At 70.4% G+C, this 19,502-nt stretch carries 20 protein-coding genes and 2 pseudogenes; 7 read left to right on the forward strand and 15 right to left on the reverse strand.

Features of this window, described 5'->3' with window-relative positions:
• Positions 1-3 precede the first annotated feature (3 nt).
• Positions 4-1,575: an AMP-binding protein gene (locus E4U92_RS26555; RefSeq protein WP_229863566.1), complete on the forward strand. Its 1,572-nt coding sequence runs from the start codon at positions 4-6 to the stop codon at positions 1,573-1,575.
• Between the two features lie 1,146 nt (positions 1,576-2,721).
• Here the strand turns inward: E4U92_RS26555 and E4U92_RS26565 are convergent.
• The 11 genes from E4U92_RS26565 to E4U92_RS26625 form a co-directional block, all read right to left on the reverse strand.
• Complete coding sequence (locus tag E4U92_RS26565; RefSeq protein ID WP_137302991.1) at positions 2,722-3,099, reverse strand: fic family toxin-antitoxin system, toxin component; 378 nt, start codon at positions 3,097-3,099, stop codon at positions 2,722-2,724.
• The gene (locus E4U92_RS26570) at positions 3,099-3,338 is read right to left on the reverse strand and encodes a hypothetical protein (protein ID WP_137302992.1); all 240 of its coding nucleotides are present in this window, start codon (positions 3,336-3,338) and stop codon (positions 3,099-3,101) included. Before E4U92_RS26570 ends, E4U92_RS26565 begins: the two co-directional genes overlap by 1 nt.
• 618 nt (positions 3,339-3,956) lie before the next feature.
• Positions 3,957-4,160: a cold-shock protein gene (locus E4U92_RS26580; protein ID WP_067228799.1), complete on the reverse strand. Its 204-nt coding sequence runs from the start codon at positions 4,158-4,160 to the stop codon at positions 3,957-3,959.
• Positions 4,161-4,992: 832 nt separating this feature from the next.
• A complete protein-coding gene (locus E4U92_RS26590; RefSeq protein ID WP_168725205.1) occupies positions 4,993-6,096 on the reverse strand; it encodes an NAD(P)-dependent oxidoreductase in 1,104 nt (367 codons plus the stop codon).
• A 334-nt stretch (positions 6,097-6,430) separates the two neighbouring features.
• Positions 6,431-7,867 (reverse strand): HEAT repeat domain-containing protein, encoded by a 1,437-nt coding sequence (locus E4U92_RS26595; protein WP_137302995.1) that lies wholly within the window; start codon positions 7,865-7,867, stop codon positions 6,431-6,433.
• 407 nt (positions 7,868-8,274) lie between these two features.
• Positions 8,275-9,120, reverse strand: coding sequence for a hypothetical protein (locus E4U92_RS26600; RefSeq protein ID WP_137302996.1), 846 nt, complete (start codon positions 9,118-9,120; stop codon positions 8,275-8,277).
• A gap of 230 nt (positions 9,121-9,350) precedes the next feature.
• Positions 9,351-11,207, reverse strand: a complete 1,857-nt coding sequence (locus E4U92_RS37070; protein WP_137302997.1) for a hypothetical protein — start codon at positions 11,205-11,207, stop codon at positions 9,351-9,353.
• The gene (locus tag E4U92_RS26610) at positions 11,207-11,467 is read right to left on the reverse strand and encodes a hypothetical protein (RefSeq protein ID WP_137302998.1); all 261 of its coding nucleotides are present in this window, start codon (positions 11,465-11,467) and stop codon (positions 11,207-11,209) included. Before E4U92_RS26610 ends, E4U92_RS37070 begins: the two co-directional genes overlap by 1 nt.
• A gap of 791 nt (positions 11,468-12,258) precedes the next feature.
• Positions 12,259-12,492, reverse strand: coding sequence for a hypothetical protein (locus E4U92_RS26615; protein ID WP_137302999.1), 234 nt, complete (start codon positions 12,490-12,492; stop codon positions 12,259-12,261).
• 48 nt (positions 12,493-12,540) lie between these two features.
• Positions 12,541-13,170: a hypothetical protein gene (locus tag E4U92_RS26620; protein WP_137303000.1), complete on the reverse strand. Its 630-nt coding sequence runs from the start codon at positions 13,168-13,170 to the stop codon at positions 12,541-12,543.
• A gap of 40 nt (positions 13,171-13,210) precedes the next feature.
• The gene (locus E4U92_RS26625) at positions 13,211-14,167 is read right to left on the reverse strand and encodes a WD40 repeat domain-containing protein (protein ID WP_137303001.1); all 957 of its coding nucleotides are present in this window, start codon (positions 14,165-14,167) and stop codon (positions 13,211-13,213) included.
• A gap of 470 nt (positions 14,168-14,637) precedes the next feature.
• Between E4U92_RS26625 and E4U92_RS26630 the strand changes: the two genes are divergently transcribed.
• Together E4U92_RS26630 and E4U92_RS26635 are read left to right on the forward strand one after the other, a co-directional pair.
• Positions 14,638-14,970 carry an STAS domain-containing protein gene (locus E4U92_RS26630; RefSeq protein WP_137303002.1) on the forward strand — a complete coding sequence of 111 codons (333 nt, stop codon included), beginning with the start codon at positions 14,638-14,640 and terminating at the stop codon, positions 14,968-14,970.
• A 103-nt stretch (positions 14,971-15,073) separates the two neighbouring features.
• Positions 15,074-15,505, forward strand: coding sequence for an STAS domain-containing protein (locus tag E4U92_RS26635; protein WP_168725206.1), 432 nt, complete (start codon positions 15,074-15,076; stop codon positions 15,503-15,505).
• A 77-nt stretch (positions 15,506-15,582) separates the two neighbouring features.
• Here the strand turns inward: E4U92_RS26635 and E4U92_RS26640 are convergent, their stop codons facing one another.
• Positions 15,583-16,062 (reverse strand): ATP-binding protein, encoded by a 480-nt coding sequence (locus E4U92_RS26640; protein ID WP_137303034.1) that lies wholly within the window; start codon positions 16,060-16,062, stop codon positions 15,583-15,585.
• A 126-nt stretch (positions 16,063-16,188) separates the two neighbouring features.
• On the opposite strand from E4U92_RS26640, the gene E4U92_RS26645 reads away from it, so the two are divergent.
• The gene (locus E4U92_RS26645) at positions 16,189-16,566 is read left to right on the forward strand and encodes an STAS domain-containing protein (protein WP_137303004.1); all 378 of its coding nucleotides are present in this window, start codon (positions 16,189-16,191) and stop codon (positions 16,564-16,566) included.
• 25 nt (positions 16,567-16,591) lie between these two features.
• Here the strand turns inward: E4U92_RS26645 and E4U92_RS26650 are convergent, their stop codons facing one another.
• Complete coding sequence (locus tag E4U92_RS26650; protein WP_229863563.1) at positions 16,592-16,780, reverse strand: hypothetical protein; 189 nt, start codon at positions 16,778-16,780, stop codon at positions 16,592-16,594.
• A 367-nt stretch (positions 16,781-17,147) separates the two neighbouring features.
• Between E4U92_RS26650 and E4U92_RS36795 the strand changes: the two are divergent.
• From E4U92_RS36795 to E4U92_RS26660, 3 genes and pseudogenes are all read left to right on the forward strand, one after another.
• A pseudogene (locus tag E4U92_RS36795) lies at positions 17,148-17,414 on the forward strand (ATP-dependent DNA ligase); the annotation flags it as partial.
• 89 nt (positions 17,415-17,503) lie between these two features.
• Complete coding sequence (locus E4U92_RS36800; protein WP_229863560.1) at positions 17,504-17,887, forward strand: hypothetical protein; 384 nt, start codon at positions 17,504-17,506, stop codon at positions 17,885-17,887.
• A gap of 139 nt (positions 17,888-18,026) precedes the next feature.
• Complete coding sequence (locus E4U92_RS26660; RefSeq protein WP_137303006.1) at positions 18,027-18,389, forward strand: STAS domain-containing protein; 363 nt, start codon at positions 18,027-18,029, stop codon at positions 18,387-18,389.
• Positions 18,390-18,565: 176 nt separating this feature from the next.
• On the opposite strand, the gene E4U92_RS26665 is transcribed toward E4U92_RS26660, so the two are convergent.
• Both E4U92_RS26665 and E4U92_RS36805 read right to left on the reverse strand, forming a co-directional pair.
• Positions 18,566-19,075 carry a hypothetical protein gene (locus E4U92_RS26665; RefSeq protein WP_137303007.1) on the reverse strand — a complete coding sequence of 170 codons (510 nt, stop codon included), beginning with the start codon at positions 19,073-19,075 and terminating at the stop codon, positions 18,566-18,568.
• Between the two features lie 148 nt (positions 19,076-19,223).
• Positions 19,224-19,358: pseudogene (locus E4U92_RS36805) on the reverse strand (succinyl-CoA--3-ketoacid-CoA transferase); the annotation flags it as partial.
• Between the last annotated feature and the right edge of the window lie 144 nt (positions 19,359-19,502).

Genomic DNA, 19,502 nt, shown 5'->3' on the forward strand with positions numbered 1-19,502 from the left:
CACGTGACCGATATCCTGCGAGCCGAACGCCGGACGCTGCGCGACTGGTTCGCGCACACGGCCGCCGTCTTCCCCGCCGCAACGGCACTCGAGATTGGCGACACCCGGCTCACCTACGCCGAACTCACGGCCCTGGCCGACCATGTGGCCCACCGACTGCTGCAGCGCAGCGGCGCCGACGCCGCTCCTCGCCGCGTCGGGCTGCTCACCGGGCGCACTGCCGTCGCGTACGCCGGCTATCTGGCGGTCCACCGCATCGGCGGGGCCGTGGTGCCCCTCGGCCCCGCGTTCCCGCTCGCGCGCAACGCCCGCGTGACCGCCGTCGCGCAGCTCGACGTGATCCTCACCGACGGCTCCTGCAACCACACTGCCGAACTGCCGGCGCCGACCCTCACACTGACCGCCGAGGACCTGCTCGCCCTCACCGGCACCGCACCGCGGGACCTGCCCGAGCCAACCACCGTCCCCGACGACCTCGCCTACCTGCTGTTCACCTCCGGCTCGACCGGCGAGCCCAAGGGCGTCCCGATCCGGCACGGCAACGTGTGCACCTACTTGGAGCAGGCGGTGCCACACTACGGCCCCGGCCCCGGCGACCGAGTGTCACAGACGTTCGACCTCACCTTCGATCCGTCCGTGCTGGACCTGTACGCGGCCTGGGGCACTGGCGCAGCCCTGGTTGCGGCGACCCGAGGCGACCTGCTGCGCCCCGTCCGCTTCGCCACAGCCCGTGCACTGACCCATTGGAACTCCGTGCCCTCGGTGATCTCCCTGGCCGAACGGCTGCGGGCGCTGAAACCGGGCAGCCTGCCGAGCCTGCGCCGCAGCATGTTCTGCGGCGAGCCGCTCACCCTCCGCCAGGCGCAGGCGTGGGCGCGGGCCGCCGGGAACAGCACGGTGGACAACGCCTACGGCCCCACGGAACTCACCGTCACCTGCACCGGCCACCGACTCCCCCGCGACCTCGACGCATGGCCGGACACCCCGAACGACACCGTGCCGATCGGCCCCCTGCACCCCGCCCTGGAGGGCCGACTCTTGGACGGTGAACTGTGCGTGCGCGGCCCCCAGCGTTTCGCCGGCTACCTCGATCCGGCGGACAACGCGGGGCGTTTCCTCACCCCCGACGGCAGCCCGTACGACCCGAGAACACCCCTCACGAAGGCACACTGGTACCGGACGGGCGACCGCGTGACCGCGCTGTCCCCCGCCACCGTCGACGAGGGCCCAATGCCGCCCGGCACGCCCCTGACCCACCTCGGCCGGGTCGACCAGCAGGTCCAGGTGCACGGCTACCGGGTCGAACTGGGCGAGGTGGAAGCGGCGCTGCGGCACCTGCCGGGCATCCTCGACGCCGTGGTGGTGGCGCTGCCCACACCGGACGGCAGCGTCGAACTCGCCGCGGCGCACACCGGCGCTCCCGGCAACTGCACCGTGGACCACCGCGCGGAGCTGCGCCACCACCTGCCCCCGTACATGGTCCCGGCCCGGATCACCGCGGTCGTCTCGCTCCCGCTGAACGCGAACGGGAAGGTGGACCGGGCGGCAGTCGAACGGCTTCTGCGCACGTCCTAGGCGTCCCGAGCGGCGGACGTGGGCCAGGGTGGTGTCCGAGTCGCCGAGCTCACAATGAGAGCGATCCGGTACAGCATGCAACTGCCAGGCTGACAGTTCCTGACCTCTGACAAGTGATCTTGACCGTCTGCCAGGTGAGTTTGACTTGCCGTGTCCCTCTATCCGTGGACAGTTCGGAGGCATCCTCGCGTAGGTCGACGTCTTCATGCTTACAGCTGCCTGCGGGTCCTTGCGCAGCCAAGGCCCAGACCGGCGTTGTCACCGTTCGCACCGCCATGACGCGATCAAGCACCAAGGTGAGCACCGCAGAGCACTCCGACGCAGGCGGTACGCCGAGCGGGCCGAGCTGGCGCGTGCTGAGCTCGCCTCCGCCCTCGGCAGCGCACCGCGCCGGTGCTGTCCCTGACGGCTGGCGACGCCGAACGGCCGGGCCTGCTCGGCTACATCAAAGGCCTGCGGTTCAACCGAATCGAGGCGTTCGACACCGACCGCCACCGAACTGCTGCGCTGCGGACACTCCTGCCCCGCCGTCCACGCCGCCCGCCCCTCGGCCGCCCACCCCAGCGGGCGAGACCTGCTCACCCTGACTCCCAAGGCGTACGCGGGCACCGGCGTCCAAACCGTCCACCCGACCAGTAACGCCAGCTACCCGGCAACGGACCGTCCGATCCTCGCAGTCGGCCGCACCTTGGCAGCCCGAAGACCCGGTGCTGCTCTCGCCCGCACCGCTCGCTCAAGGCGATGGCGTTGCCCTGTATTCACGCGCCCTGCCGCAGGCCGAGTGTCGTTCGGTCCTGCTGCCAACGCCGGCAACGCCCACACCGACGTCGATGCCAGCGCCCTTGCAGACCTGTCGAGCACCGCCCGCCGATACACCACGGGCGCGTCGGTCTGAAGCTGCGGCGCTGACAAGCGTGGTGCTGCCGCTCTCCCACAACACGCCGGACGTGCGCCCCGGGACGCAGGGTGCGACAGCAGAGCGCCTGAGCCTGCCATGATCACGGCCACGTGTGGCACCGGGCTACAGGTGCGGGGTGAGGCCGAACTGGTTCCCGGTCGTTATCGTCAGTGAGATCATCGCCGCGGTCGTTACTGGTGGAACCGGGTGCGGCGGTTCCACACAGACCGTGATGGGCGGGCTGAAGGTCAGGTGGCGGTGGGCCAGGTGCGCAGCAGGGCGGCGATCTTCCCGGCGGTGCAGGCGGGGTCCAGGAGGAGGTCCTTGAGGGCGACGGCGTCCTCGCGGGCGGGCTTGACGGGGATGCCGGCGGCTTCGAGGTACATGACGCCGGTGGCGGCGGCGACGGCCATGTTGGAGCGCTCCAGCCAGCGGCAGCGGCCCAGGGTGTGGACGAGTGCGGCGGCTTTGGCGTAGGGGCCGTCGTAGACGGGCTGCTCGAACACGTCGGCGCGGTGGCGGGCGACCGCGCAGACGGGCACGCCGTAGTCGTCGGGAGCCGGGTCATCGGCTCCGGCGGCCTCGGCGACCTGCAGGATCCAGGGGACGTCGATGTGCACGTTCATCAGGCTGCGTGCGCTCCTCGAGGGGCCTTCTGGGCGTTCTCGGCGTCGTCGAAGACGCTCTGGTGCTCGGCCAGGAAGCGGGCGGCCGCGTCCACGGCGCGGGCGCGCAGGCCGCTGGTGTCGTCCTGCACCAGACGGGCGAGATAGTCGCCGATGCTCAGGCCCAGGTCGGCGGCTCGCTTGCGCGCGAGTTCCGCCACGTCCTCATCCACGCGTGCGCCCAGCTGTGTCTTCGCCATACCCTGCATGGTAACAGCCGTTACCACATTCTGGAGGGAACTGCGGGAGGGACAGTCCCCATCCGTCCAGACACGGCGCGCCCGGTCCCCGAAGGCCGACCCGCCGTCGTCATGACCGCCGATGCGGCGCCCCACCTGATGTGCCGGCGGCCTGGCCCGCCGTATTCGCGGCCAAGTGGTCGATGAGGAATGCGACGCCGGGCGGTTGCTGGAGAGAGCCTGTGAGCGCAATCGATCCTGCCTCAGCCTTCGCCCTGACTGGTAGATCGACGACACGGGTCGATGTTGTCCATCGGCACGATCGCGTTGCACGCATACTGCGCTCGGTGCCCGGGTCAGGGGGGGCGAGTACACCAGTGATCCCCCGCAACTTGGCGGCAGTCAGGGAGGGTTGGGCGATGGCGTCAGCCGCCTCGCTCCAGTGGGGTGTCGTCTGCGTGGGTGCGGTCAGTCGAGCGCGCGCACCCACCAGGCCGCACTCCACCTCGCCGCCGCCATCCTCATCTGGGCACGACGCTGACCAAAGAGACAGAACCTAGGAACCGAAGGAGACAGCCGGCAAAGGCACAGCACCCGCCCAGCGAGCATGGCAGGACGGGTGCCGAAAGGTCTATGGGCTCAGGCGGGGGTGATGTTCTCCGCCTGGGGGCCCTTCTGACCCTGGGTGACGTCGAAGTTCACCCTCTGGCCTTCCTGGAGCTCACGGTAGCCGGAGCTTGCGATGTTGGAGTAGTGGGCGAAGACGTCAGGGCCGCCGCCGTCCTGCTCGATGAAACCGAAGCCCTTTTCCGAGTTGAACCACTTAACGGTTCCGCTGGCCATTGCGCCCTCCAAGGGGAGTCGAAATCGGCTCCCGCACCTTGCGCGAGCCGGAGGTGATCGCCCTGGTCCTCAGAGACTGTGAACAGCAGAATCGCCCGTGCGCGTTGCTCCACGGGCGACCGGTACTTCGGAACCATGACAGCTACCCACGACGCTACACGGAGAGGACCGTCTTCACCACGGAAGCCCACCGTGGAGCCGATGGCTCCGTGAGGTGCTGAACCATCGGCTTGGTGCACCGTGGGGCGGGCGCACGAGACACAGACGGCCCGCCGAGCAATTGCGTGGATGGGCGCGGAACCCCAGCCCGTCCAGATCTTCGACCACGACATCTATCTACACGGTGCTACTCGCCGCCGACAGTGTCCGTACAGCCGGAACCCACCTCCTCGCAGGTTCACCCACGGCTGCCCATGCAGGCGCCGGATCCCTCGGTGATGCGCGGACGCTGGTCGATGGTGGTGAACCTCAAAGCGGCCACAGACGCGGCAGCGGCGCGCAACGTAGCGCTGAGGTAAGCACCGCCGCGCGGGACCGGCTCGCCCAGCTAGCAGCCGAACACGGCACCACCTTCCGCAGCCTCGTGGAGAATCTCGCGCAGGGTACGCCCACGCAGGCCAAGTACGCCGAGCGTGACCAGCTGGCCTGCATCGAACTCGCAGCCGCTCGGCGACGCGCTGAGCCCCGAGGCCAAGGCCCAGGCACTCTGCTGGAGTGCCTGGGCGCGGCCGCGGTTCCGCGCGGCCGAAGCGTCGAGGTGCTACAGGGGTAGCCACTGGCCCTCGATCAGGGTCAGGAGCAGTCCGAAGGAGACTGCGGCGACGCCGAATGCTTATGACTCAGCGGGGACCGCCCTCACGAGTCCGGTCTCGTTTACGAAGGACGCGAACTGCTCTACGAGGCGGTGCGACGCGGTCCGCATCGCGGCCCTCGTCATCCCCGCGACGTGCGGGGACAGGGTGCAGTACGGATTGTCGGCGAGCACAGAAGTAAAGTCCGCTCCCTCGGACTCGAAGACGTCGACCGCGGCACGCCAAGGTCCGGAGTCAGGGTCCCGCAACGCCCGGTCGAGGGCATCCTCGCGCACCACGCTCGCCCGTGCCGTGTTGATCAGGACCGAGCCCGGTCTCATCAGCCGCAGCTCCTCCGCTCCGATGAGGCCGTCGGTCTCGGCGGAGGCCGGCACATGCACCGACACTACGTCGCAGCCAGCGAGTAGCTCCGGCAGGGTTTCCACCCTGCGGCCCGGCCAGCCAGCCGCTCGTTCCGGCGTGAACCGCGGCGATCCGAAGACCCACGCCTCGGCACCGAAGGGCCGCACGAGCTCGGCGGTGCGTCGGGCAATGGCCCCGGATCCCACCAGCCCCACCCGCGCGCCGTCGAGGCTGCTCACGGGCAGGCCCTCGACCGCAGCGCTCCATGAACCCTGGCGCAGGTCCCGGTCGCGGCGTGCGATCCCGCGCAGCGCGTCAAGTATGAGCGAGACGGTCAGTTCCGCCACGGCAGCCGCGTTGGCGCCCGGCGTCGTGCGGATAGCAACTCCCAGGCGCTGCGCCGCCGCGTGGTCAAACGTGTCCGATCCGGCAGCGGCTCGCCCCACCAGGACCAAGCGACGCCGCAGGCCTTCGGCGGTCGCCCGCTCCAGCACGTTCCGGGTGAGCGGGATACCGGCCCGGCACTTGAGCACCTGGTAGCCGCGACCCTCGTCTTCCAGTTGGCGGGCCAATTCCTCCTCGGCGAAGCCGTCGAAGTCAACGGTGTCCCAGTCGGCCTCGAGCCGGGAGCGGAGCGCGGGGTCCGTCACGCGCCGGAGGTTGACCGTCGGCACCAGACCCAGGTCGTTGAGCGCGGTGAGCTCGGTCAGGGCCTGATCGCCCAGAGCCGGGTCCACGACGAGGACCCGACCGGCTGCGGCGTGATCGGGTGTCGCGGTCACACGGTCCTCCCAGTCGTCGGTGCGCCCTGTGTCCGGCCGACACTGCCGGCGCCGGGCACCGTCAGCGGCCGACCTGCTCTGCTCTGCTTTAGGACGGATGGTAGGCGCTCACCAGCAGCGTGTTGGCGGTGCGCGGCCCGGTGGCATCACCTAGGCCGGGCCTTCGAGCGGCCAGGCATCGCCGTTTCACGAGCACACCACGAGCACACCAGCGTCGAAGCCGTCGAGCGGCGCGGGCGATCACCGCCGACGTGTCGCACCGCGATGACGGCCTCGGCTGCCTTGGTTGGGCCGGGAGGACGAGCCAGGCGGGGACCGGTGGCACTCGCCTCGGTCAGGCCAGGCGACGCAGGGCGGCCGCGGCGGCCTGGCCGCCCTGGCGGTCGGCCGCGGCCTGCAGGGCGTCGAGGACCGCCTCGCGATGCCCCTCGGCCCCGGCGACTACGCCGGCCAGCACCTCGGGCACCTGTCGGGGGAAACGCGGGAGAACGGCCAGCAGTTCGGGAATCGCGGTGCCGGCCTGCGGCCCCCAGTGTGCGAGGAGTCCCAACAGGTATCCAGCTTCCTCCTCACCCACGCCGTCCGCGACCAGACGCGCCCGGACCGCTTCGAGCAGTGCAGGATCGCAGGCGAGCGGCCGGACATAACGGATCCGTCCCCTAGCCTCGGACACGACCGTAGCGGCCAGGGCCCGCGGGCGGTCCGGGAGGTGCCGCGCGAGAAGGGGCGTCGCCTCGGGAACGTCCGCAGCGATCAAAACCGACAGGGCCCGGTCGGCGAGGACATCGTCGTCACCGGACGCCAAGTGCACGAGCTCCCGCGCGACGGCGCCGTCCTCCTTTCGCCACGCGCTCACAAGGCGATCCGCCGCCGTCCCCGGATCATCGACCAGGGCGAGCAGCAGGGGCAGCAGACGCAGCCGGACCTCCGGCCGGTGCTCTCCAAGCGTCGTGGCGCCCCACACGGCCTCCTTGCGTACGTCGGCCCTGTCCTCGCCCTCGGCGCGCAGCGCCGCCGTGACCACCTCCATGGCGTCACCGGGACGCCCGCGCTCCACGAGCCGTTCGACGAGGGCGGGAAACGGGTCGGTGAGCCAGGGCGTCTGGCCGATGCGGCCACTCGCCGGCAGCAAGAAGACCGTCGCGGCAGTCAGTTCGGCCGTCCAGGGAAGGCCGGTGTCCGGGACGACGACCAGGGCCGCGAGCCGCACCTCGTCGGGCTGGCCGGCGGTCAGTGCCGTGGCCACCAAGCGGCGGGCCGACAGCGCGTCCAGCAGCACACAGCCGAACAGCAAGTCCCGCCGCACGGAGGGCTCTTCCTCCACCTCCCAGCAGGCAGCCAACGCCTCCCAGGAGTTCTCCGGGCTGCGGCACTGAGCCACCGCCCAGACGGCGAGCTGCCGCACCTCGGCGTCATGATGCCCCAACAGAGGTTGCAGGAGCGGCATCTGAGCGGAGACCGATGCCCGGGCGGTGCCCGAAGGGATGTCCTTTTCCTCTTCGGAGGCGGCGACGGAGCCGAGGAAGAAGAGCAGAGCTGACGTCCGCAGACCCGCCGCGCACAACCGGGCGATCCAGGGCACCGCCTGGATGGTGGCAGGTGTCACGGTGCTGCCCAGGTCCAGCAACAGCCCGTAGAGCTCTTCGAGAGCCTCCTGCGAGGTGTCGACATCCGAGGATGCCAGTGCCCGCAGCACGCCGGGGAGTTCACCCACCCCGCACCGCTCCCACGGCACGCGGTGAAGCTCTCCCCAATCCCAGCCGACATCCATTTCGCGATCCTACGGCCGGCTCGCTGTCGCGCGGCTCCAGCAGCGCCTCGTCCGGCGCCCCAGCGGCGCGGACCCTGCCCGCGGTGCAAGGACGGCGCAGCCTCAGGTTGTTCGGGGTTCGAGCCGGGTGGTGGCGGGTGCTTGCATGGACGCTGGAGCAGGTGTCGGCGTTGACGCGCCGCTTGGGGACGCTGGGGTGTCCGTTGCGGCTGACGGTGGTCAGCGGTCTGCCGGGGGCTGACTGGGACGGATGGGAGACATCGGTGCGGGCAGTCCCGTACGCACCGCGGACCTCCTCGTGGAGGCCCTCACCGACGACTCCTTCCAGCACTGGATCGGCTCCCGCGCCGGGACGTAGCCCGGCCCCGGTACCTGCCGACCGCTCCCGAGCCGCATGGCGCTGCAGCTCACAGGTTCAGGCCGCCGACGCTGGTGTCGTGCCGATCCTCGTGGGTGGAGACGGCGGGATCATGCTGGGACACGCCCTCGCCCGGAGAAGTGATCACGTCGTCTCCTTCCCGGGTCTTGCCCAGATCACCTTTCAAAACGTCCGGTCGGAAGTTCCTGCCCGGGGGAACGTCCGGGCCCGGACACGGCCGTCCTGGCCCGTAGGCCGGGCCCTGCAGAAAGGGACGCAGAGTGGACACGCAGGCGTTGAGGCGGCTGAGGTTCAGGGAGTGCACCGCCTGCCCGGCCATCTTCGTGAAGTCGTCCAGGACGAGCAGGGGCGTGGGATGCAGCACGTACTTGGCGAACTTGACGCCGGCCTCCAGCTTGGCGTCCCCCTTGGCGGCGCTGGTGACCAGCTCACTCGCCCAGCCCTCGGGGGTGGCGTGCGGCAGGATCAGCTTACCGAGGGCGTCGAAGCCGTCGGCTGCCGCTCTCTCGGCGACGTGGGGTGTGTCTGCGGCCTTGTCCAGGTCGGTGACTGAGATGTCGCTGTCCGCCCAGTTGTAAGCGCGTAGGAGCACTGCCAGTTCGCCGGCGGCCTTGACGAGCTTTTCCTGAGACGCTGCATCAACAGGGGCCGGACCGGGCGGCAGGCCCAGCAGTCCTGCCACATGCCCGGCCACCTCGCTCACCTTCTCCATGCGCTCGGCCAGAGGGCACTGGGCGCGAAGGACGGCGGCGCCCTCACGGGCCGCCCCCAACAGATGGCAGGCGCGGCGCTCGCGTTCCTTCTTCGTCATCGGCGCGAAGGTGACCGGGTTCGGTTCGCCGTTCGAGATCACTAATCCCCCCGTGGAGTCCATGAACGAGAAGTCGACGGTAGCCCTCCGGCGGAACCGGCGGGTGACCATTGCGATCAATGGGACATGAGGCGGAGAAAGCACTGAAAGGTGTCACTCACGTGGGGATTTCCGCCTCCGCCGAGGGCGGGAGCGGTGCTGTGGGGCCGGGCGCGGGAGGCGTCGGCGGGTGGACGGTGGTGGGGCAGGCCCGGTACAGGCCTGCCCCACCACCCGGGTATGACGGTGTCTGGTCAGCCGGTGGGCTTGGGCAGGGGCTGGCCGAGGCGGTGGACGGTGGCGATGGTGTCGGTGCGGGTGCGGTTGCCGTGGGCGTCGATGCCGAAGTGGCCGCTGGCGCCGGCGACGGCGTCGTTGCGCAGGGCGTAGAGCTCGTTGCGGACGGCGTAGCGGTTGGGCAGGGCGGTGGGGCCGGTGCCGTGGGCGGCGGCGTTGTGCAGGGCGGTGGAGGCGGTGAGGACGGCGTCGTGGGCGACGATGGCCCAGTAGCTGCTGGTGAGGTGGCGGGCGGGGAACTGCTGGTCGTGGTGGGGGGCGGTGAAGTTCTTCACGAACGCGGTGTACAGGCCGCGGTCGGGGTTGGCGGGGCCGCTGAGCTGGGCGGGGCTGGGGAAGGAGGCGTACAGCACGGTGATGGGCGCGTCGGCGGTGTGCAGGGCTTGCGTTTTGGGGTCGAGGGAGGCCGCGTCGGAGCCGGTGATGACGGTGATGGGCTGGGCGTGGCAGCTGCGTTGGGCGAGGGCGTCGAGGAAGACGGGCAGGTACTTGACGCGGGCGGCGTAGTAGACGGTGTCGATGGTCTTGCCGGTGTTGCAGAAGTTCTGGCTGATGGTGGGCAGGATGGCGCCGGGCCCGCCGCGCGGGTCGAAGCTGAAGTCGGAGTTGGGGTCGAGGTGTTTCTTCAGGCCCGCGATGGTGCGGAAGCCCTTGCGCAGGGACTCGGTGTAGAGGTCACGGGTGCCGTTGGGGGTGACCTGGGTGCTGACCAGGGCCGCGGTGCGCCGGCCGGAGCCGAGCTGTTTGCTGATCGCGGTGAGCTGGTCGGTGTTGGACAGGGCGACCCGGGCCAGTCCGTTGATCGGGCCCTTGCCGTCGACCGCGCCGGTGGCGTCGAAGCCGTCCGCGGTGATCAGGTCCCCGATCATGGGCAGGTCGGCCTTGGCGAGTTCCCGGGTGGCGTCGACCGTCTCCTGCTGGCTCAGTCCCAGCCCGGCCACCGCCACCAGGTGCTCGCCGTCCTTCACCGACTTGAGCTGGTCGACGGCCGCCTTCCAGGCCCGCTCGGAGCTGCCCATTGACGCCACGAGCAGCCGGATCTTGGGCCTGCTGTCCTTCTTGTTCTCCTCCTCGACGGCCGTGTAGGCGCCCTCGAGTTCGGCCACGTACTGGCCCACCGTCAGCGAGTTGGCGTCCGCGGAACTCAGCGGCGTCAGGAACGCGAACGTCACGTAGTCGCCGCCATCGGTGACGTTGCGGTTCTCCGCACCGATGGCCTTCATGACGGGCTTCAGGTCATCCCCGAAGACGGCCGCGCCGTCGCTGCCATCCGTGACGCCCGTGCACTCCCCGCCGGGCCCCGTCACCAGGTCCCGGCTGGACGTGCCGCAGTGCTGCTCGCGGAAGTGGTCGACGTTCGACTCGTGCACCTGCCAGGCCACCAGGGCCGCCGTCAGAGCGAGGACGGTGCCGGCCACCAGGCCGGCGCGCACCCGGGCCCGGCGCCCGCCCAGCAGGTCCTGCCAGCGGCCGGGCCCACCTGGTCCGGCAGGGCCGCCGGGCTGCGCGGGCTGGCCGTCCAGCCTTTCCCAGCAGGCGAGCCACCGCTCCTGCTCCGCTTCTCCTAGCCCGCAGGCCGGAAGGTACTTGGCCACGAAGTCCCGCGAGGGCAGCGCGTCCTTCGCCAGCACGTTGTGGATCGTGGTGGTCGACAGACCCCCCTTGCTGGCCGACGCGACGGCGTTGTAACTCTTGGTGCCGCGCAGCTGCTTCAGCGCGTCGCGGAATTCCTTCTGGTCACGCACGCGCAGCGGGTCGGGCCCCCTGCCCTGCCGGTCCGCCGCGCCCGGCCGGCCTCCCTGCGGCAGTCTCATCACGCACCCCCGGCAAGGCCGGCCGCCGGGCGCTGCCCGCTCAGCCACGGACCGAGTTGCGCGGCGGCCGCCGAAACAGCCGCGATGAGCCCGATGACGTCGCACGCGGGCTGGCCGCCGCACACGAGGACGACCACGACCAGCAAGATGACGGTGAAGACGGTGATCCGGTGGACCGGCGTGAGACTCGCGCCGCACAGCGCGTGATCTGCGGCTGCCGCCTGACGGCGGCTCCGGGACCGGTTGATACGTACCGACACAGTTGTTTCCCTCCCTGGGCACGACGAAGATCACTGAAGGGCTGCATCCAGTTACCGGCTGTGATGCGGCCTTAAGTCAGTCTGTGCCTTCGCCGCAACCGGGGAAAACCCTTCCGCTCAATCGGAATCAGCCCGGACAAGCACCGCCCGATTCCGGAAGAGTTCTGTCTTTGAAGAGCAGGGCATCAGGAATGACCCGGCGGCCCACCCCGCTGGGGCCGGACGGTTCAGGCTGCCGCCGGCTCCGGGGCACCCCATCACCACACCCCTACACCGGCCCAGCCACTCTCTGACCAGGACATACGCCGTTCTGAACGGTTCCGAACCCATCCCGAATGCGGAAGATCTTGCGCGCCGGGTCACCCGATGGTGAGCTGAACAAGCGGAACCCCGCCCCCATAAATCGCCGCTCCACTCCCTTCCTGGGCGCGGCACCATGAAAAGGGGCGGAAGAAAGAGGGCTCCTGTTACCGGCAGGAGCCCTCACCCCATCCGCTGACCCCAACAGCTATTCCGACCACAGCCCACAGGCATTCATGAGCCGCGGGCCGGGAAAAGGGAGGTTCAATCCGAGCAAGCAGTCGCCGAGAGGTCGGCCTGTGCGGCGCGGAGGCCCTGCGGGGTGGTTTCAGGGCCACACCAGGAGGCGTCGGCGGGTAACGCAGAGGGCCGCCCCGCGTCATGAACAGACCAGCCGCATCGCCGGCTGCTGAACGCCTGGCCCCGCGGCGCTGTGGCGGCTTTCCATTGGAGGTTGCTGGGCAGCGACGAGCCGTCGGCCGGGGGCCAGTTCACGGGTACACGGGCGTCACCGTCGGCTCGCAGTCGTGATGGCAGGTGACGTCGGACCACACCGCCAGCCCGAGCAGCACGAGGAACAGCGCGGCCGTGGCCGACGCGGCCAGCAAGCGCCAGGGGATGGGCCGCGCCACGGGGCGCCGGAGCCGTCGCCCGTCGACGAGCAGCGCGAACACGGCGACGACGAGGAGTACAGCCCCCAGGACACTCCACAGCACAGGCAGCACGTCGGTCTCCCTTTCAGCGTGCGCCGAACCGGTGCGCCCGCCCGGCGGTCAGAGCAGGGCGTGCGTGCGACATCCTGCGTGCGGGAACGGCTTGCGGTTCCCGGTCATCGGGAGGATCTCGGTTCGCCGGCGGCGGGCACCGGTGGTGGCACGGGTCAGCACGGCCATGGTGTTGACGCCGCGGGAGTGCTCGTCGCGATACCGCTCGACAGCGCGCTCCGCGTCCTCACCGACAGCGGTGAGGATCTCCTCCACGAAACAGAAGGGGCAGCCGCGCTCCAGCCGTGCGGCCATGACGGGAAGGCGTGGCCCTCGCGTGCGGACAGCGACGAATCCGGTGCTCGAGACCCCCACCGTGGTCGACTCGGGGCTGTCCGGTCCGCACAGCGCGAGCACGCGCTGGCGCAGCTGATGCTCCTCGACCGACGGGATGGAGGGGACCGTGGTCTGCAGGACGGTGGCTGCGGCCGCGCCCAGCACGCACAATGCGGCAACCGTCCAGGCGAGGACCGTCATCCAGCCGGGGGTCCAGCGCTCGGCGGCGAGCGTACCGGCCCCGGCCCACACCCCCAGGCTCAACCGGTCCCGCCAGCGGGGCGGGTTGCGTCGCACGATGCGCAGCAGGTCCCACAGCGCCAGCGCCAGGCACACCAGCACAGCCCCGTAAGCGGCGTTCACTGCCGCCTCGCCCGGCTCTGTCCGAGGAGTCCCGATGCCGTCATGAGAGTTCCTTCGCCACGTCCCACACCCGCGGGGCGTCGTCGTAGCCCGCGGTCACGAGCAGTGGCGGCCCGTCGAAGGGCCGTACCTGGCAGACCGCCCGGGCCCAGCCGTGTCCGCTGAGCAGACCTGCGAGGTCCGTGCCCAGAGCGCCGAGGTGCTCGCCCGTGGCAGGGTCGCGCACGGCGGTCCCGGGGCCGTCACCGCCGACCACGAGTAGCGAGCGCTCACCGACGTCCGCCCGGCAAAGGGCGTACACCGGTCCGCTGCCTCCTGTCAGCGCCCGCACTTCCCGGCGTTCGTCCAGGTCCCACAGTCGTACGATTCCGTCCCAGCCGCCCGACGCGAGCAGGGTGCGGTCGCCGTCGGAGACCTCGCAGAGCGTCCACACGAATTTGCGGTGTCCGGTCAGTTCCGCATGACGCTGCCCCGACTCGGGGTGCCAGAGGGTCACGGAGCCAAGGCCGTGCCCGGCCGCGATCAACGTCCGGCCGCCTGTCCGTACCGTGGACAGGGCGAAGACCCACCCTCTACCGGAGCCGGTATCGATGGCGCGTGCCAGGCTGCCGTCCCGGGGATCCCACAGGCGTATGACGCGGTCGGCGCCCGCCGACGCCAGCAGCGCACGCCCGGCAACCTCCACCGTGCACAGGGCGTTCACCCAGCCGCGATGCCCCCTCAGCCGGACCGGGGGGTCGTTCGGTGCGCCGGGATCCCACAGGCACAGGGTGCCGCGCCGGCCACCGGACGCCAGCCGCGACCCGCTGTCCACGGGGACCTCGCACAGTGCACGCACCCATGAGCGCGAGCCGGTGATCACCGCGACGTCCTCACGGGCCGACGGATCGGCGAGCCGGATCACCTTGCGGTGCCCGGAGTACGCGACCAGGCGGCGGTCGCCGACTGTCACCTCGCACAGCGCCTCGTAACTGGGCCGGAACCGGAATCTGCCCAACTGCCCTCCCCCACGCACCGATGCCCCGTGCTGTTCTGTTCTTCTGATCCTTCGCGGCGTGCACAGGCATGACAACCGCCTTGCTGCGTAGATCGGTTACGTATTTCGCGGACCGCCTGTGCGTACTCGGACCGCTACCGGTTCAGCCGTCGCGCTGCGGACGGTTGTCCGTCACGTGCTGGATCCGGCCTCGGCGGAGGGTTGCTGTGAGTGGGCGCCGTGCCAGTCCAGGATCAGCGTGGCGGGTTCGTCGGGCGGGTGATCTTTTGCAGGCATCGTGGAGTGCTTCGCGGGCAGCCGAGAGCGGCCGGTGCCGCCCGGCCCCCGGCAGCAGGCCATCAAATCACTGCACCGACAGGTCCCCGCATGCGACCACCGCTGGCCCGACACCGCCCCGGGCCTCCTCGACCAGCTCTCTAACGTCAGCCGAGGCGTTTGGTGTGTACACGCGCGGATGCCACGATGGCCAAATGGTTGCACCATTCACGAAAGTGCAGGGGACGCAGCGCGGCGGCGAGTTCCACCTCGTTCTGCGCGGCGAACTGGACTTCGACGACGCCGAAGATATCCAGGCCGCCTGGGACGCCGCCGAGGCCGCGGGCGCTGCCGTCACGGTGGTGGACCTCTCCCAGGTTTCCTTCGCCGACAGCATGCTCCTGAACGAGCTGCTGCACGCCCACGAACACCATCAGGGAGCCGGTCGCTCACTGGTGCTGCAGGGCCCGCTCAAGCCAGCGGTCAGCCGGCTGCTCTCCCTCAGCGGCACCCGCGAACACTTCACCATCACCGACCACACGCCGTGACGGCCAGAGACGGCCCCATCACTTCGACTGCCGCGGGTAGACGACCTCCATGCCCACAGGCGCTCCGGCAACGGCGACGAAGCGCCTGTGGGACCCTTTCTTCTTGCGCCAGAGCAGGGGCTACGAGGAGGCGAAAACGGTGCTGCAGCTCATCGGCCGACAGGACGACCTGGTCATCGCCGCCCTCGAAGAAGAAATCGACCTCTTCACCAGCGACGAGGTCCGCACCGCGGGCGAGCGTCTGCTGGACGACGGCGGCCGCGTCCTGGTCCTGGACACCTCCTCTCTCACCTACATCGACTCCAGCGGCATCACCGCCCTGCTCGCGCTCTACCGGCGTCTCGAGCAGCAGCAAGGCGCACTGATCATGGCCATCCCCGACGAACACCTGCGCCGGCGCATGAGCATCCTCGGCCTGGACGACGTCATCACCATCAAGACGTCTCTGCACTACGCCCTCGCCCAGGCCCGCGCGATCGACGCCGGCGCCATGCCCCACCTGCGCACCGCGCACGCCGAGGCAGAAACCGTCTGACCCACCCCATAGCGAACCGACGTTACGCAGCAGACCAGGCACGCACCCCCGGCGCACCGTCGAGGCCGGGCGGAGCGCTACTGAGGCCGGCGTCCCGTAAGGGCGCCGCCGGGGTCATCCAGCAGGGCGATGCGGACGGTGACGCGCTTGCCGACCGGCTCCATCTGCACCTCGAAGGCCTGGGCGACCATCATGACGATCTCCAGCCCGTGCTGCCCGACACGGCCGGCGTCCGCGGCCCGGGCCACCGGCAGCACCGGCGCGGAGTCCCACACCATGATCTCGACCTGGTCGCCGACGATCCGCAGATCCATCAGCGCCGGGCCGGGCGCGTACTTGCGGGCGTTGGTCACCAGCTCACTCACGACCAGCTGGGTCACGTCGATGGCGCGCTGGGATACGGGCAGGCCGTGTTCGGCCTGGACCCGGGTGAGGAACTGCGCTGCGAGGTGGCGGGCCTGGGCAATGGCCGTACCGTCGCCATCCAGGGCCACGGTGGTCTCCATGACCGCCCTGTCCGACGTGGTGCCGTCCTCGTTCACCGGGACCCGTTCCATCATGACTCGCCTTTCGCTCCCCCGTTCACACCCGGCGTATGCCCGCGCCCGTGCGGACCCACGCCCCTACGCTCCCTGGCCGGCTCCACGTCGGCACCCGCGGGTCTGGTGTGCCAGTATCGCCGAATGGCTGAAGGACCGATGACGGACAGCGGGCAGACAGGGCGCGCCATCAGGCTGACGGTGGTCGTCACCGCCACCGACGGCATCCGTGTGCTGAGCCCGGCCGGGGAGATCGACTACACCACTGGCGAGACGCTGCGCCAGGCACTGAACGTCACCGGCACCGCCCGGCCCCGCATCGTGGTGGACATGCGGCAGGTCACCTTCATGGACTCCGTCGGTGTCAACATCCTGCTCACCGCCCACCAGGCCTGCGCGCAGGTCGGCGGCTGGATCCGCTTGGCAGCACCCACCGAGCCTGTCCAGCGCGTGCTGCATCTCGTCGGCATCGACCAGGTCATCACGTGCCGGCCCACTCTGCGCGAAGCCCTCGCACCCTGATCGTTGAGCCCGGCTCTGGTCGGTGTCACCTTTCGGACTGGGAGATGCCCGAAGCAAGCTGTCCCACCGCGCGCAAGACCCCTTCGCCGAACGCGGTCGGAGCAACCAGGATCCCGAAGACGAGCACGATGGCGACGATCAGCTGCTCGTCGCTCCGGCTGCGGGCCTGCGTACGGCGGCGCAGGCGCACGAAGATGATGACCGCCAGCAGCACCGCACATTGATCGTCAGCACCGAGCTCGCCCCCACTCCACGTGCGCAGTCCGTCCGTTGCCTTGTGTAGCCACCGATCACCATCCCCGGCAGCTCGGTCTGCTGGGGGATGGCGGCAAACGCTTACTGGATCGACCGGAAAGCGGCGGCAGCGGCTGGGGTGGAAGGGATGGCGTCATGACGTGGACGTGGACGTGGTCGTTGCCGCAGCCAGCGCTGACCGTGGCCGTGGACAGCCCGGCCCTGCCGCCAGGTGGGTAGCCGAGCCGAAGTGCGACGGCTACCGCGCCCAGCTCGCCGTGCAACCTGAGATCCGCGCCGCCGCCCTTGCGCAGCTGCCGGCGGACACAGGGCTGGACGGCAAGCTGGTGGTGTGGGAGAACGGCCAACTCGCTTTCGAGCGGCTCCAGCAGCGCCTTGCCCGGCGCGGCAGCGGCGCGGCCGAGGGGGCGGGCCGGTGGCCGGCGCACTACGTGGCCTTCGACCTGGTCCACGCGGAAGGAACCAGCCTGACCGGCTGGCCCTACCAGCGGCGACGCAAGGCACTGGAGGCGCTGTTCACCGACCACCAGGCGGAGGCGCCGCTGACGCTGTGCCCGTCGACCACCGATCCGGCCCTGGCACGCGGGTGGCTAAAGTGGACGGCGGCCGGGCTGGAGGGCCTGTGCTTCAAGCGGCTGAACGAGCCCTACACCGGGGCGCCAGGGCCTGGCGGAAGTACAAGGTGCGCACCACCACCGAGGCCATTATCGGCGCCGTCACCGGCCCCCTGGAGGCGCCCAGGACGGTACTGCTGGGCCGCTACGACGCCGCGGGCCGGCTTCAGTACGTCGGGCGCAGCACCACGCTGTCCGCTCGTCTCGCGCGAGCACTGGGCGACGTCCTGGTCCAGCCGACGGGCGCGCATCCGTGGGCCGGGTGGACGTTCTCGGCGGGCTGGGGAACGCAGCGCACGCTGGAGGTCGTCCTGGTGGAGGCCGCGGTGGTGCTCGATGTGGCCGTCGACGTTGCCCGGGACGCTGCCGGGCGGTTCCGCCACCCGGCCCGCCCACACCGCATCCGCACAGACCTGGACGCTGGGCGGGTGCCACTGTTCGGCAAGTCCTGACCCCGCTGGCACTCGCTCCCGCCTGAGCAGTGACCCCGCCCGCTCTGTGGAAAGGATGAGCATGCGGCGTGAAGGGAGTCGGTAGGGTCATCTCACCAGTCGGTGTGCGTCTCCCCGGTGAGGCGGTGGGGAGATCGCCTTGACCACGGAACCCTCGGTGTCGGCGAGTACGTCGGGACCCTGCCTGATCGTGCAGGTCAGCGGCAACATGGACTATGCGGACGCCCCGTTCTTCCGCCACCGTCTCGCGCAGGAGGTCACCCAGGGCCATCCGTTCGTTGTGCTGGACCTGTCCGCGGTGGCGTTCGTCGACTCATCCGGGCTCAACGCGCTGCTGTGGGCCTGGCGGCGGGCCGAGAGCGTGGGCACGCTGCTGGTGCTGGCCTGCGTACCTCCGAAGCTGCAGCGGATGCTGGCCATGACCCAGGTGGACACCGTGCTGCAGGTGTACGGCACCACCGCCCAAGCCGAAGCCGAACTGACCTCCACCCGCGGGGCCTGACGCCTCCCGCGCTTCCGGACGCGCACACGTGACCCGCCGGCCATCTTGTCGTTGAAGTGATTGTCGCGGCCGCATCCGTCGCCCTGCGGATGCGTTATGCGATTCAAGGGCCTGGGCACGGCGCTGCCCCAGGATCCCCCTCGAACGAGCGACACCACGGGACCCGGGGGCGCCGGTCACCCAGGCTGCCCACCCCCGTCGGGCGGTGGGCGGCGGCCGGCCGGGGAGGTGGCGTACAGCGCGCCCTTCACCGGGTGGTCACGCCACACCAGCCGTCCGTGGCGGCGCTCCCAGAGGGCGACTACGACGATGTCGGGCACCCAGGCGACCGCCAGCCCCAGGGGCAGCAGCGTGAATGCGGGCTCCCAGACGAGCGCCGGTACCAGCGAGGTCAGGATCAGCGCGCACAGGATCCCGGGGCGGACGAGGTGCCGGCCCACGGGGTCGGCCGGCGGCTGTACGTCCTCGGGCAGCGGAGCGGCCGTCCGGTAGACGCGGGTCTCGGTGACCCCCTCCACGACCGTCAGTACGGCCACCATGGCGAGCAGCCACGCGAGGTACTTCACCGGTTGCCCGGCAGACGCAGGTGACCATCCGCGCACGGCCGCCATCACCGCCATGTTTACGGCGGTCGCCACGAGGGCCGAGCCCACGGCGCTGATCTCGTGGTGCAACTGCCGGTACATCGCGCACCCCCCCGTGGTCACGTTCGGTGGTCCGGGCCACCGGCGACACTGCGACCGTAGACGCGGACCTCGACGTCGGCCCGAACGGCCGGTGAACGAAAGGGCGCGGCACCGCCGGCGCCGTCGTTGTCGCACCGGGAGGGCGCGTTCAGCAGGCAGCCGTGACGGCTTCCAGAAGCAGGGGCGCGTCCGTGCGGGACGCGATGTCTTGGACCGTCACTCCCGGCGCGGTCTCGACGAGGGCCAGGCCTTCGTCGGTGACGTCTAGGACGCCGCGGGGGGTGGAGAGCTCGTGCTTGGTTACGTCGACGCTCTGAACGAGGTTGACGAGGCTGTGAGGGCGGCGATCCCCTCGGTTGAGCGACTCGCAGACGTGCTCAATCTGGTCATTCGCGTCGGATCAGCAGGAGTGGGCTGGTCGGCACCT

It is taken from the genome of Streptomyces galbus (genome assembly GCF_005280195.1).
Lineage (GTDB): Bacteria > Actinomycetota > Actinomycetes > Streptomycetales > Streptomycetaceae > Streptomyces > Streptomyces galbus.